The sequence below is a fragment of the Streptomyces xanthii genome (assembly GCF_014621695.1).
Lineage (GTDB): Bacteria > Actinomycetota > Actinomycetes > Streptomycetales > Streptomycetaceae > Streptomyces > Streptomyces xanthii.
Map to the genome: position 1 here is coordinate 2,598,027 of NZ_CP061281.1, position 12,604 is coordinate 2,610,630.

Genomic DNA, 12,604 nt, shown 5'->3' on the forward strand with positions numbered 1-12,604 from the left:
GGTCCCACTCGAATCGGAGGATAGACGACGATCCGGTCCGCCCGCCGCCCGAATAGGCACGGTCCGGGCCGCGTGCAGGACGGTCCACTCCAGGTCAGGAGTGGTGCTGCGGCTCGGGCAGATGGTCGAACCCATGCGGCGGACTTCCTCTCGTACGAACTGTTCACCGATGTTCCGCACAACAGCGGTCCCGGCCGCAACATTCCCGTCCGCTAGCGGAGTGACCGAGTCCACGTGACGACGGCCCCGGTGATCGTCTCCAGCGCCTCCTCCTGGCTCGTGGGGGCGCGCTTCGGCACGGCGAACCCGTGGTCGCCGTACGGCACTTCGACGATCTCGAACGCGTCCGGGTCCGGGAACTCGGCGGGCTTGCCGAAGGGGTCGTTGCCGCCCTGGACGACGAGGGTGGGGACACCGGCGCCGAGCAGTTCGTCGGCGCGGGACTTCTCCGGCTTGCCCGGCGGGTGCAGCGGGAAGCTCAGCGCGAGGACGGCGGCGGCGCCCAGATCCTTCGCCGTGCGGCAGGCCACGCGGGCACCGGCGCTTCTGCCTCCGGCGATCACCGGGAGGCCGGGCTTCCGAAGTGCGGGCCACAGGCCGCGCCAGCCCGTGTCCAGGGTCTTGGGCGCGGGGGCCAGCTTCTTGCCGGCCACGCGCCAGGGCTGCTCCACGAGGGCGACGGTCACGCCGTGGGCCGGCAGGGTCTCGGCCAGGGCCTGAAGGTCCCTCGCCTCGATGCCACCGCCCGCGCCGTGGCTGACGGCGAGAATCCGCTGCGCGGTGCGGGCGAGGTACCAGGTGACGCGGGCGTCGCCTGTCTCGGTGGGCACGATCTCGGTACGGGTCACCTGGTCATGGTGCCCTGACCTTGACTCCCGCTTCGTCTGCCGCCCCGGTGGGGCTTCTCGCGCAGTTCCCCGCGCCCCTGAGATGCATGGCGCTTCGCGCCGCATCTCCCCGACAAAGGCACGGGACGCCTTTCATCGGGGGAAGGTGCGGCGAAGCCGCTGCCTTCCAGGGGCGCGGGGAACTGCGCGACCAGCCCCCACCGACCCGCACCCGCCGAACAACCGCACCCGGCAGACGAGAAGGCACGCCCCGCCTCAGAACAGCGTGCCGACTTCCGGGCCGTCCAACTCCTTCAGAAGCTCGGGCCCGTTGTTGCGGACGTTGCTGACAGCCGTCGCGACCGGGTACGCGCGCATGAGCCCCTCCGGCGGCGGAGCCAACAGCCCCTGCGGATCGGCCCGCGCCGGATCCAGCCACGCATCCCACCGGTCAGGCGTCAGCATCAACGGCATCCGGGGATGGATCTCGGCGAGCGAACGCGGCCCCTCCTCCGGCGCGACCCCCAGCGGAGCGACCTCCGCCTCGGTGGTGATCACCGAGCACGTCACCCACCAGGCCGCCGGATGCGCGTCCGGCAGTGTCCGGTCCCGCCAGAACTCGTACAGCCCGGCCATGGCGAAGACCGACCCGTCGGCCGGCGTCACGAAGTACGGCTGCTTGCGCGCCCGCTTCTTCTTGCCCTCGACCTCCAGGTCACGCTCGGCGGCCCCGGTCACCCACTCGTAATAGCCGTCGGCGGGCACGATGCAGCGCCGCGCGGCGAAGGCCTGCTTGAAGGACGGCTTCTCGTGCAGCGTCTCCGCGCGGGCGTTGATCATGCGGGCCGCACCCTCGGGCGTCCGGGCCCAGGACGGCACGAGCCCCCACTTCAGCTTGCGCAGCTGGCGAACCGGCCGGCGGTCCGCGGCGTCTTTCAGAGGACGGTCGAGCACCACGTAGACCTCCTTGGTGGGGGCCACGTTGTAGTCGGGCTCGAGAGCCTCCTCCGGCTCCCACCGCTCGATCTCAAAGACTTCTGCGAGATCCTCGGGCCCACGACTGGATGCATACCGTCCGCACATACGTGCCACAGTGCCAGAACGCCGCAGACGAACGGGAGCCGCACCGAACATGGACGCCAGCCTCTGGGACCGGATCACCGGGACCCAGTCCGACCCGCAGGAGTGGGTGGTGATCGCCGCCGGCGTCCTCGCGCTCGCCGCGATCGTCCCGCACGCCGTGTGGCGCCTGTCGCGCAACGCGATCACGATCGCCCACGAGGGCGGCCACGGACTGGTCGCGCTCCTGATGGGCCGCCGCCTCGACGGCATCCGGCTGCACTCGGACACCAGCGGCCTCACGGTCAGCCGGGGCAAGCCGACCGGCCTCGGCATGGTCCTGACGGCGGCCGCGGGCTACACGGCCCCGCCGCTGCTCGGCCTGGGCGGCGCCGCGCTGCTCGGCGAGGGCCACATCACGCTGCTGCTCTGGCTGGCGACGGCCCTGCTGATCGTGATGCTGGTGATGATCAGGAACGCGTACGGGGTGCTCACGGTGGTGGTCACCGGCGGCACGTTCCTGCTGGTGTCCTGGCTGACGGGCCCGCAGGTGCAGGCGGCGTTCGCGTACGTGGTGGTGTGGTTCCTGCTGCTCGGCGGGGTGCGCCCGGCGTTCGAGCTGCAGTCCAAGCGGCGGCGCGGCGGGGCCGGGGACTCGGACGCGGACCAGCTGGCGCGGCTCACGCACGTGCCGGCGGCGATGTGGTTCTTCTTCTTCCACGCGGTGTCGCTGTGCTCGCTGCTCGGCGGCGGGCGCTGGCTGCTCGGCCTGTGAACAGGTGGGTCCACGCGGGCCCACTAAAGTAAAGGGCATGACGTCGAACCCCGCGCACACCGCCCTGTGGCCCGCCCCTCTCGCGAGCGGAGCCGTCGACGCGACGGTCCAGGTGCCGGGGTCCAAATCCGTCACCAACCGGGCGCTGGTGCTGGCCGCGCTCGCCGCCGAGCCGGGCTGGCTGCGCCGCCCGCTGCGCTCGCGCGACACCGTGCTGATGGCGGGCGCCCTGCGCGCCATGGGCGTCGGCATCGAGGAGGGCGTAGGCCCGGACGGTTCCGGTGAGGCCTGGCGGGTCATCCCCGGCCGCCTCCACGGCCCGGCCACGGTCGACGTGGGCAACGCGGGCACGGTCATGCGCTTCCTGCCCCCGGTCGCCACGCTTGCCGACGGGCCGATCCGCTTCGACGGCGACCCCCGTTCGTACGAGCGCCCGCTGCACGGAGTGATCGACGCGCTGCGCGCCCTCGGCGCCCGGATCGAGGACGAGGGCCGCGGTGCGCTGCCGCTCACCGTGCAGGGCGGCGGGGCGCTCGACGGCGGCACGGTCGAGATCGACGCGTCGTCGTCCTCCCAGTTCGTCTCCGCGCTGCTCCTCTCGGCCCCGCGCTTCAACCAGGGGGTGGAGGTCCGGCACACCGGCTCGACGCTGCCCTCGATGCCGCACATCCGGATGACGGTCGACATGCTGCGCGCGGTCGGCGCCCAGGTCGACACCCCGGAGTCGGGCGGCGAGGCGAACGTGTGGCGGGTCACGCCGGGCGCCCTGCTCGGCCGGGACATCACGATCGAGCCGGACCTGTCGAACGCGCAGCCGTTCCTGGCGGCCGCCCTGATCACCGGCGGCAAGGTCACGATCCCCGACTGGCCGGCGCACACGACGCAGCCCGGCGACGCGCTGCGCGACATCTTCACGCAGATGGGCGGCTCCTGCGAACTGACCGCGCGGGGCCTGGAGTTCACCGGCTCGGGCAAGATCCACGGCATCGACGTGGACCTGGGCGAGGTCGGCGAGCTGACCCCGGGCATCGCGGCGGTCGCCGCGCTGGCCGACGGCCCGTCCACGCTGCGCGGCGTCGCGCACCTGCGCCTGCACGAGACGGACCGCCTGGCCGCGCTCACCAAGGAGATCAACGAGCTGGGCGGTGACGTCACCGAGACCGCCGACGGCCTGCACATCCGCCCGCGCCGGCTGCACGGCGGCGTCTTCCACACGTACGACGACCACCGCATGGCGACGGCGGGCGCGATCATCGGCCTGGCCGTGGAAGGGGTGCAGATCGAGAACGTGGCGACGACCGCGAAGACGCTGCCCGACTTCCCCGACATGTGGACCGCCATGCTCGGGTCGGACGGCCTCGGGGCGTAGGGAACACCGCGATGCGCCGCTACGGCAAGCACACCGACGAGGACGACATCCGCCAGCGCCCCAACCGCAAGGGGAACCGGCCGCGGACGAACATCCGGCCCAAGCACGAGGACGCGGCCGAGGGCATGGTCCTCACCGTGGACCGGGGGCGGCTCACCGTCCTCATCGACGACACCCCCGTGACCGCGATGAAGGCCCGTGAGCTGGGCCGCAAGGCCGCGGTCGTCGGGGACCGGGTCGCGGTCGTCGGTGATCTGTCCGGCAAGAAGGACACGCTCGCGCGCATCGTGCGCATCGAGAAGCGCACCTCGGTGCTGCGCCGCACCGCGGACGACGACGACCCGTACGAGCGCGTCGTCGTGGCCAACGCGGACCAGCTCGCCATCGTCACCGCGCTCGCCGACCCCGAGCCGCGCCCGCGCATGATCGACCGCTGTCTCGTGGCGGCGTACGACGGCGGCCTCTCGCCGCTGCTCGTCCTGACCAAGTCCGACCTGGCCCCGCCGGACAAGCTGCTCGACCTGTACGGCGACCTCGACATCCCGTACGTGGTGACGAGCCGCGCCGAGCTGGAGGACGGGACGGCCGTGGCGCGGGTGCGCGAGCAGCTCGACGGGAAGGTGACGGCGTTCGTCGGGCACTCCGGCGTGGGCAAGACGACGCTGGTCAACGCGCTGGTGCCGGACGACCGGCGGCGTACGACGGGTCATGTCAACGCGGTCACGGGCCGCGGCCGGCACACGACGACCTCGGCGCTCGCGCTGCCGCTGTCGGGCGACGCGGGCTGGGTGGTCGACACTCCGGGCGTGCGGTCGTTCGGCCTGCACCACGTGGATCCCTCGCGCGTCATCCACGCCTTCCCGGATCTGGAGCCCGGCACGGAAAACTGCCCGCGCGCGTGCAGCCACGACGAGCCGGACTGCGCGCTCGACGCCTGGGTGGAGGCGGGGCACGCGGATCCCGCGCGGCTGTACTCGCTGCGCCGGCTGCTCGCGACCCGCGAGCGCCGCGAGGGCGACTGACCTCGCCGTTGTTTGCTGCCCGGCCCCACCGGTAAAGGCATAATCCCCGTACGGGATCGATCGCCGTACCGGATCAGCGGGACACGGGAGGAAGACTCACATGGCGTGGCTGCTGGTCATCGTGGCGGGGATCCTGGAGACCGGTTTCGCCGTGTGCCTCAAGCTCTCGCACGGCTTCACGCGGTTGTGGCCGACGGTCGCGTTCGCCTCGTTCGCCCTGGGCAGCTTCGGTCTGCTGACGCTCTCCCTGAAGAAGCTCGACGTGGGGCCCGCGTACGCCGTCTGGACCGGCATCGGCGCGGCGGGCACGGCGATCTACGGGATGGTCTTCCTCGGCGACGTCGTCTCCACGCTCAAGATCGTGTCCATCAGTCTCGTCATCGCGGGGGTCATCGGCCTCCAGCTCTCCGGCTCGGCGCACTGATCCTCCGCCCCGGTCGGCCTCAGGCCGCTCTGGTGCGCAGCAGGCGGGCCAGGTCCGCCTCGCCCGCCGGCGCCACCACCCACGACAGCGCGATCCGTACGGCGAGTTCGCACTCGCCGGCGGGTCTGCCGAGCAGGGCCGCGGCCCGGTCCCTCACGGCGGCCACGAGCTCGGCGGGGCCCGGCAGGGGGCCGTCGGCGCGGCGCTGCGCGGGGACCCCGGAGACGTGCGGCGCGGGGGCGAGGTCGATCGCGGGGAGCCGTTCGCTCCAGCAGCCGGTGAGCACGGCCCGCGTCAGCGGACTGCGCCGGGCCGCCTCGGAGGTCCACGCGGCGAGCGCCTCGAAGCCGCCCTCGCGCAGCGCGCGGTCGGCGCCGGTGAGGTAGAGGTCGGTCTCGCGCCGTACCAGGGCGCGGGCCAGGCCGTCCTTGCTGCCGAACTCGTTGTAGAGGGTCTGGCGCGACACCGAGGCGGCGGCCGCGACGTCCACCATCCGCACCGCCGACCAGGGCCGTCGGCCGAGCGCCGCACCGGCCGCGTCCAACAGTGATTCCCTGGCTGCGGGCATCGTCGCCTCCCCGGGGCCGCCGGGTCCGTACGGTTCGTTTCGCCAGACTTGACGGTCTTGTCCGCTCCGTCAAGGGGTTGCGCCCCATATGTCTGGTACGGACAGGGGGCGAGCGCACGTGCGGGCCGGGCGCTGTGGCCGGGGGTCCACCGCGATCGATACTGTGCACTCATGCCCGACTACCTCGATGATCTGCGTCTCGCCCACGTCCTCGCCGACGTCGCCGACGCCGCGACGATGGACCGGTTCAAGGCTCTCGACCTGAAGGTGGAGACCAAGCCGGACATGACGCCGGTGAGCGAGGCCGACAAGGCCGCCGAGGAGCTGATCCGCGGCAACCTCCAGCGGGCCAGGCCGCGTGACGCGGTCCTCGGCGAGGAGTACGGCATCGAGGGCACGGGTCCGCGCCGCTGGGTGATCGACCCGATCGACGGCACCAAGAACTACGTGCGCGGCGTCCCGGTCTGGGCGACGCTGATCTCCCTCATGGAGGCCGGCGAGGGCGGCTACCAGCCGGTCGTCGGCGTCGTGTCGGCTCCCGCGCTCGGGCGCCGCTGGTGGGCGGCGAAGGGCGCGGGCGCGTACACGGGCCGCAGCCTGACCTCGGCGTCCCGGCTGCACGTGTCGAAGGTGGGCCGTATGGCCGACGCCTCGTTCGCGTACTCCTCGCTGTCGGGCTGGGAGGAGCAGGGCCGGCTCAACGGGTTCCTGGACCTGACCCGCACGGTGTGGCGCACGCGCGGCTACGGCGACTTCTGGCCGTACATGATGGTCGCCGAGGGTTCGGTGGACCTGTGCGCGGAGCCGGAGCTCTCCCTGTGGGACATGGCGGCGAACGCGATCATCGTGACCGAGGCGGGCGGCTCGTTCACCGGCCTCGACGGCCGTCCGGGCCCGCACAGCGGCAACGCGGCGGCGTCGAACGGACTGCTCCACGACGAGATGCTCAGCTACCTGCACTGAGCCGGTCCCGCTCCCCGCGCGCCGCAAGTCGCTTCCCGCGCCCCCTTGTTGACTCCCCCTTTACCTGCCACATTGAGAGTCCCCCCACTTGTGAACTTGTGAATCGCTTCTCTTTGCCGCTCCGGTCACCGCCGGCAGCGGCAGGGCGGTGCCACAGGTGGCTCACACAGGAAGGCGGCTCTCTTCATGCTCGTCCGTGACGCCATGAGCACGATGGTCCTCACCATCGGCCCCACCCACACCCTGCGCCAGGCGGCCCGGCTGATGTCCGCGCGCCGCGTCGGCGCCGCCGTGGTCCTCGACCCCGACGGCTGCGGCATCGGCATCCTCACCGAGCGCGACGTCCTCAACTCCCTCGGCCTCGACCAGAATCCCGATCACGAGACCGCGGGCACCCACACCACCACCGACGTCGTCTTCGCCACCCCGGCGTGGACCCTGGAGGACGCCGCCCAGGCGATGGCGCACGGCGGCTTCCGGCATCTGATCGTGCTCGACGGGCGCGAGCCGGTCGGCATCGTCTCCGTCCGCGACATCATCCGCGCCTGGGCCCCGGCCCGGCGCCTGGCCCACGACCTCGCCTGACGCCGTACGACCCTGCGCGGCGGCGCGAAGGCACGACGGCGCGACGGCACGACGGCACGACAAAGAGGGCCGGCTCCCCGTGGGGAACCGGCCCTCCCGTCTCTCGGCGGGCGCCCGGGGGTTCAGCCGCGAAGGGCCATGACCGCGGCCTTCACCGGGCGCCTGCCGAAGCGTTCACCCCCGTGGGGGCGGCGGCACGGAGGCAGCGATCAGACCTCGAACCGGTCCAGGTCCATGACCTTGGTCCAGGCCGCGGCGAAGTCCTTCACGAACTTCTCCTTGGCGTCATCGCTCGCGTAGACCTCGGCGACGGCACGCAGCTCCGAGTTGGAACCGAAGACCAGGTCGGCGCGGGTGCCGGTCCACTTGACCGCACCGGAGGCGTCGCGGCCCTCGAACTCGTCCTGCGCCTCGGACGTGGACTTCCACTGGGTGTCGAGGTCGAGCAGGTTGACGAAGAAGTCGTTCGTCAGCGTGCCCGGGCGCTCCGTGAGGACGCCGTGCTTCGACTGGCCGTGGTTGGTCCCCAGGACGCGCAGGCCGCCGACGAGGACGGTCAGCTCGGGGGCGCTCAGGGTGAGCAGGTTCGCCTTGTCGAGCAGCAGGAACTCGGCGGGCAGGCGGTTGCCCTTGCCCACGTAGTTGCGGAAGCCGTCGGCGGAGGGCTCGAGCGCGGAGAAGGACTCCACGTCCGTCTGCTCCTGCGTCGCGTCGACACGGCCCGGCGTGAAGCCGACCTCGACCTCGACGCCGCCGTCCTTGGCCGCCTTCTCGACGGCCGCGGTGCCCGCGAGCACGATCAGGTCGGCCAGGGAGACCTGCTTGCCGCCCTTGGCGTTGAACGCCTGCTGGATGCCCTCGAGCTTGCTGAGGACCTGGGACAGCTCGTCCGGGTTGTTGACCTCCCAGTTGCGCTGCGGCTCCAGGCGGATACGGGCGCCGTTGGCACCGCCGCGCTTGTCGCTGCCGCGGAAGGAGGACGCCGAGGCCCACGCGGTGGAGACCAGCTGCGCGACCGAGAGGCCGGAGCCGAGCACCTCCTCCTTGAGCGCGGCGATCTCGGCGGCGCCGAGCAGCTCGCCCTCGCGCGCCGGCAGCGGGTCCTGCCACAGCAGCACCTCGGAGGGGACCTCCGGGCCCAGGTAGCGGACGACCGGGCCCATGTCACGGTGCGTCAGCTTGTACCAGGCGCGGGCGAAGGCGTCCGCGAACTCCTCCGGGTTCTCATAGAAGCGGCGCGAGATCGGCCCGTAGATCGGGTCGAAGCGCAGCGAGAGGTCCGTGGTGAGCATCGTCGGGAGGTGCTTCTTCGACGGGTCGAAGGCGTCCGGGACGGTCGCCTCGGCGTCCTTGGCCACCCACTGGTTGGCACCGGCCGGGCTCTGGGTGAGCTCGTACTCGTACTCGAAGAGGTTCTTGAAGAACCCGTTGCTCCACTGGGTCGGGGTGGTGGTCCAGGTGACCTCCAGGCCGGACGTGATCGCGTCCTTGCCGACACCCGTGCCGTAGCTGCTCTTCCAGCCGAGGCCCAGCTGCTCCATGGGAGCGGCCTCGGGGTCGGCGGCCACCGCGTCGGCCGGGCCGGCGCCGTGGGTCTTGCCGAAGGTGTGACCACCGGCGATCAGGGCGACGGTCTCCTCGTCGTTCATCGCCATACGGCGGAACGTCTCGCGGATGTCGCGGGCGGCGGCGATCGGGTCCGGGTTCCCGTTCGGCCCCTCGGGGTTCACGTAGATGAGACCCATCTGGACCGCGGCGAGCGGGTTCTCCAGCTCACGGTCGCCCGTGTAGCGCTCGTCGCCGAGCCACTCGGTCTCGGGGCCCCAGTAGACGTCCTCGTCCGGCTCCCACTCGTCCACGCGGCCGCCGGCGAAGCCGAAGGTCTTGAAGCCCATCGTCTCCAGCGCCACGTTGCCCGTGAGGATCATGAGGTCGGCCCACGAGATGGACTTGCCGTACTTCTTCTTGACCGGCCACAGCAGACGGCGGGCCTTGTCCAGGGACGCGTTGTCCGGCCAGCTGTTCAGGGGCGCGAAGCGCTGCTGACCGGCACCGGCGCCGCCGCGGCCGTCGCTGATGCGGTACGTGCCGGCGCTGTGCCAGGCCATACGGATCATCAGCGGGCCGTAGTTGCCGAAGTCGGCCGGCCACCAGTCCTGGGAGGTGGTGAGCACCTCGGCGATGTCCCGCTTGACGGCCGGGAGGTCGAGTGCCTTGAAGGCCTCCGCGTAGTCGAAGTCCTCACCCAGCGGGTTCGCCACCGCGGGGTTCTTCGCGAGGATCTTCAGATTGAGCCGCTCCGGCCACCACTGGCGGTTTCCGCCGCCCTGGGTCGGGTGGGCCGCTCGCCCGTGCGCAACGGGGCAACCACCCGCGCCCTCCGCTTTCGGGTCGGTGACGATCGCTTCATGGTTCTCGGACATTGCGGGCCCTTCCGGAGTTGTCCTGTCGCTTGGCCTGAGCCGAGCTTGATCCTACAATGGACAATGTCTAAGTCAAGCAATACTCCAAGGTTACGCCCGTTCGGGACCTGGTCCCCCGACTGTTAGGCTGGTCTACATGAGTGACCTGTTGGAACGACTGCGCGGACGCGGCTGGCGGATGACCGCGCAGCGGCGCGTCGTGGCCGAGGTCCTCGACGGGGATCACGTGCACCTGACCGCCGACGAGGTGCACTCGCGCGCCGTCGCCAAGCTGCCCGAGATCTCGCGTGCCACGGTCTATAACACCCTGGGTGAGATGGTTTCGCTCGGCGAGGTCATCGAGGTCGCCACGGACAAGCGCGCGAAGCGCTACGACCCGAACGCGCACCGCCCGCACCAGCACCTGGTCTGCGCCCAGTGCGGCCAGATCCGCGACGTCCACCCCAGCGGGAACCCGCTGACCGACCTCCCCGACTCGGAGCGCTTCGGCTTCACGATCTCGGACGTGGAGGTCACATACAGGGGCCTGTGCCCGTCCTGCGCGACGGCGTAACGCAACCCGCCACACATCGAAGAGGGCCCGCACCAACAGGTGCGGGCCCTTTTTGACGCCCTCCGCGAGGGGCACGGGGCCGCACCCGTCAGCGACTCCACCGCGGGGCACGACCAGCTCACCCCCTGAGGCCGCACGAAGTGCGCCTTCAGGGTCGCGGGGAACTGCGCGACCAGCCACGACGGCGCGGCACCGGCGAACGAACCGCACCCACAACGGCGCGACCGCCCCCGCCCCCAGATACACGCCCCCACACGCACCCCCTTCCGCAATCTGACGCCCCGTCATATTCTCGCGGGCGCCCACCACCATCCAGCCGCACCCCCGGAGGGCCCCGTGCACCACAAACTCCGCGCCCGAGAACTGACCCGCACCTTCGGCGAGACCCACGCCCTGGGCCCCGTGGACCTCCAGCTGACCCCCGGCGAGTTCGTCTGCGTCGTGGGCCCGTCCGGCTGCGGCAAGTCCACCCTGCTCCGGATAGCCGCCGGCCTGACCCGCCCCTCGACCGGCACCCTGGAGATCAGCACCTCCAGCCCCCGTCCGGCCGCGATGATCTTCCAGGACTACGGCATCTACGACTGGAAGACCGTGCTGGCCAACGTCCGCTTCGGCCTGGACATCCAGAAGGTCCCGCGCCGCGAGGCGAACACCCGGGCCCGCGACTGGCTCGCCCGCATGGGCCTCGCCGACTTCGCGGACGCCTACCCCTCCGCCCTGTCCGGCGGCATGCGCCAGCGCGTCGCCATCGCCCGCGCCCTGGCCGTGGAGCCGGAGATCCTGCTCATGGACGAACCGTTCGCCGCGCTGGACGCCCAGCTGCGCACGATCCTCCAGGACGAACTGCTCGCCCTCACCCAGACCACCCGCACCACCACGCTGTTCATCACGCACAGCCTGGAGGAGGCGATCGTCCTCGGCGACCGCGTCCTGGTGATGTCGGCGCGGCCGGGCCGGGTGATCGCCGAGCGCCGCCCGCCGTTCGCCCGGCCGCGCACCGGCGACATCCGCAGCACCCCGGAGTTCACCGCCCTGAAGGGCGAGCTGTGGGACCTGCTGCGCGGCGAGGTGCACCAGGAGCAGCACACCGCGGCGGTGCCCGCATGACGACGACCGCCCCAGAGAAGGACACCGCCGGCCTCCTGGTCCGCGCTCCGGGCCCCCGCGAACTCCACCCGGTCCGCACCCGGCGCCGCCGCCGCGCCCTGGAACTCTCCCTCGCCGTCGCCGTGCCGCTCGCCCTGGTCCTGCTCTGGCAGCTCGCGGCCGCCCAGGAGTGGATCGACGCCCGCGTCTACCCGGCCCCGTCCACGATCCTGGCCGACGGCTGGGACCGGGCAGCGGAGGGCGAACTGTGGCCCGACGTGTGGGCCACCCTCAAGCGCGTCCTCGCGGGCTACGCGATCGGCACCGTCTCCGGCTATCTCCTCGGCCTCCTCATGGGCTCGGTCGCCCTGGTCAGGGCCGCGCTCGAACCCCTCCTCGACGCCCTCTACGTGGTGCCCAAGCTGGCCCTGCTGCCGGTCTTCCTCAACATGTTCGGGCTGGGCGAGGGCCCGCAGGTCGCGCTCGTCGCGGCGACGGTCTTCTTCTTCGTCTGGATCTCGACGATGGCGGCGGTCGTCGCGGTCCCCGCCGGGCACCGGGACGCGGGCCAGGTCTTCGGCGCGTCCTCCTGGCAGATGTTCCGCCACGTCCTGCTGCCCGCATCGCTGCCGGCCGTGCTGGTGGGCGCGCGGATCGCGGCCGGCGTCGCGGTCCTCGTCATCGTCGCCTCCGAGCAGATCGCTGCGACGAACGGCCTCGGCCACCTCATCTTCGACGCGCGCGCCCTCTTCCAGAACGACGTCATGTTCGTGGGCATCGTCTGCGTGGCCGCGCTCGGCGTCCTCTTCTCCGAACTGGTCCGCCTCGCCGGCCGCCTGCTCACCCCGTGGGCCCCGCGCGACCGCGGCCGCGGCCAGTCGTGAAGCCGCCGCCCACCCCCTGAGTCCCTTCCCGGTTACGTGTTACGTATGACGCTGTACGGAGGCTCC

Annotated in this window: 13 protein-coding genes; 9 read left to right on the forward strand and 4 right to left on the reverse strand. The window is 71.8% G+C overall.

All coding sequences use genetic code 11. From position 1 onward, the window contains the following. Positions 1-212: 212 nt before the first annotated feature. Together IAG42_RS11675 and IAG42_RS11680 are read right to left on the reverse strand one after the other, a co-directional pair. Entirely contained in the window at positions 213-848 is a 636-nt protein-coding gene (locus IAG42_RS11675) for an alpha/beta hydrolase family protein (RefSeq protein WP_188336954.1), read from the reverse strand. Between the two features lie 255 nt (positions 849-1,103). Next, on the reverse strand, positions 1,104-1,910 hold the full coding sequence (locus IAG42_RS11680) for an SOS response-associated peptidase (protein WP_188336955.1): 807 nt from the start codon (positions 1,908-1,910) through the stop codon (positions 1,104-1,106). A gap of 49 nt (positions 1,911-1,959) precedes the next feature. Here IAG42_RS11680 and IAG42_RS11685 point away from each other — a divergent pair, with 49 nt between their 5' ends. The 4 genes from IAG42_RS11685 to IAG42_RS11700 all read left to right on the forward strand — a co-directional run bounded on the left by IAG42_RS11685 (position 1,960) and on the right by IAG42_RS11700 (position 5,476). Beyond that, a complete protein-coding gene (locus tag IAG42_RS11685) occupies positions 1,960-2,661 on the forward strand; it encodes a M50 family metallopeptidase (RefSeq protein WP_188336956.1) in 702 nt (233 codons plus the stop codon). A gap of 37 nt (positions 2,662-2,698) precedes the next feature. Continuing rightward, positions 2,699-4,030, forward strand: coding sequence for a 3-phosphoshikimate 1-carboxyvinyltransferase (gene aroA, locus IAG42_RS11690; protein ID WP_188336957.1), 1,332 nt, complete (start codon positions 2,699-2,701; stop codon positions 4,028-4,030). Between the two features lie 11 nt (positions 4,031-4,041). Beyond that, the gene (gene rsgA / locus IAG42_RS11695) at positions 4,042-5,052 is read left to right on the forward strand and encodes a ribosome small subunit-dependent GTPase A (RefSeq protein ID WP_188336958.1); all 1,011 of its coding nucleotides are present in this window, start codon (positions 4,042-4,044) and stop codon (positions 5,050-5,052) included. A gap of 100 nt (positions 5,053-5,152) precedes the next feature. Beyond that, on the forward strand, positions 5,153-5,476 hold the full coding sequence (locus tag IAG42_RS11700; protein WP_188336959.1) for a DMT family transporter: 324 nt from the start codon (positions 5,153-5,155) through the stop codon (positions 5,474-5,476). A gap of 19 nt (positions 5,477-5,495) precedes the next feature. Here IAG42_RS11700 and IAG42_RS11705 read toward each other — a convergent pair whose 3' ends face one another. Continuing rightward, on the reverse strand, positions 5,496-6,044 hold the full coding sequence (locus IAG42_RS11705) for a TetR/AcrR family transcriptional regulator (protein ID WP_188336960.1): 549 nt from the start codon (positions 6,042-6,044) through the stop codon (positions 5,496-5,498). A gap of 171 nt (positions 6,045-6,215) precedes the next feature. Between IAG42_RS11705 and hisN the strand changes: the two genes are divergently transcribed. Together hisN and IAG42_RS11715 are read left to right on the forward strand one after the other, a co-directional pair. After that, positions 6,216-7,007: a histidinol-phosphatase gene (gene hisN, locus IAG42_RS11710; RefSeq protein ID WP_188336961.1), complete on the forward strand. Its 792-nt coding sequence runs from the start codon at positions 6,216-6,218 to the stop codon at positions 7,005-7,007. A 186-nt stretch (positions 7,008-7,193) separates the two neighbouring features. Beyond that, on the forward strand, positions 7,194-7,592 hold the full coding sequence (locus tag IAG42_RS11715; RefSeq protein WP_188336962.1) for a CBS domain-containing protein: 399 nt from the start codon (positions 7,194-7,196) through the stop codon (positions 7,590-7,592). Positions 7,593-7,801: 209 nt separating this feature from the next. Here the strand turns inward: IAG42_RS11715 and katG are convergent, their stop codons facing one another. Further along, positions 7,802-10,015 (reverse strand): catalase/peroxidase HPI, encoded by a 2,214-nt coding sequence (gene katG, locus IAG42_RS11720; RefSeq protein ID WP_188336963.1) that lies wholly within the window; start codon positions 10,013-10,015, stop codon positions 7,802-7,804. A 136-nt stretch (positions 10,016-10,151) separates the two neighbouring features. On the opposite strand from katG, the gene IAG42_RS11725 reads away from it, so the two are divergent. The 3 genes from IAG42_RS11725 (at position 10,152) to IAG42_RS11735 (ending at position 12,538) form a co-directional block, all read left to right on the forward strand. Then, complete coding sequence (locus IAG42_RS11725) at positions 10,152-10,568, forward strand: Fur family transcriptional regulator (RefSeq protein ID WP_188336964.1); 417 nt, start codon at positions 10,152-10,154, stop codon at positions 10,566-10,568. 336 nt (positions 10,569-10,904) lie between these two features. Then, positions 10,905-11,675: an ABC transporter ATP-binding protein gene (locus tag IAG42_RS11730; protein ID WP_188336965.1), complete on the forward strand. Its 771-nt coding sequence runs from the start codon at positions 10,905-10,907 to the stop codon at positions 11,673-11,675. After that, positions 11,672-12,538, forward strand: coding sequence for an ABC transporter permease (locus IAG42_RS11735; RefSeq protein ID WP_188336966.1), 867 nt, complete (start codon positions 11,672-11,674; stop codon positions 12,536-12,538). The genes IAG42_RS11730 and IAG42_RS11735 overlap by 4 nt, the downstream gene beginning before the upstream one ends. Positions 12,539-12,604: the final 66 nt, after the last annotated feature.

Excerpts from the sequence above, each read along its gene's own strand:
- IAG42_RS11680 (WP_188336955.1), bottom strand. The coding sequence starts at position 1,910 with ATGTGCGGACGGTATGCATCCAGTCGTGGGCCCGAGGATCTCGCAGAA.
- IAG42_RS11685 (WP_188336956.1), top strand. The coding sequence starts at position 1,960 with ATGGACGCCAGCCTCTGGGACCGGATCACCGGGACCCAGTCCGACCCG.
- aroA (WP_188336957.1), top strand. The coding sequence starts at position 2,699 with ATGACGTCGAACCCCGCGCACACCGCCCTGTGGCCCGCCCCTCTCGCG.
- rsgA (WP_188336958.1), top strand. The coding sequence starts at position 4,042 with ATGCGCCGCTACGGCAAGCACACCGACGAGGACGACATCCGCCAGCGC.
- IAG42_RS11700 (WP_188336959.1), top strand. The coding sequence starts at position 5,153 with ATGGCGTGGCTGCTGGTCATCGTGGCGGGGATCCTGGAGACCGGTTTC.
- IAG42_RS11705 (WP_188336960.1), bottom strand. The coding sequence starts at position 6,044 with ATGCCCGCAGCCAGGGAATCACTGTTGGACGCGGCCGGTGCGGCGCTC.
- hisN (WP_188336961.1), top strand. The coding sequence starts at position 6,216 with ATGCCCGACTACCTCGATGATCTGCGTCTCGCCCACGTCCTCGCCGAC.
- IAG42_RS11715 (WP_188336962.1), top strand. The coding sequence starts at position 7,194 with ATGCTCGTCCGTGACGCCATGAGCACGATGGTCCTCACCATCGGCCCC.
- katG (WP_188336963.1), bottom strand. The coding sequence starts at position 10,015 with ATGTCCGAGAACCATGAAGCGATCGTCACCGACCCGAAAGCGGAGGGC.
- IAG42_RS11725 (WP_188336964.1), top strand. The coding sequence starts at position 10,152 with ATGAGTGACCTGTTGGAACGACTGCGCGGACGCGGCTGGCGGATGACC.
- IAG42_RS11735 (WP_188336966.1), top strand. The coding sequence starts at position 11,672 with ATGACGACGACCGCCCCAGAGAAGGACACCGCCGGCCTCCTGGTCCGC.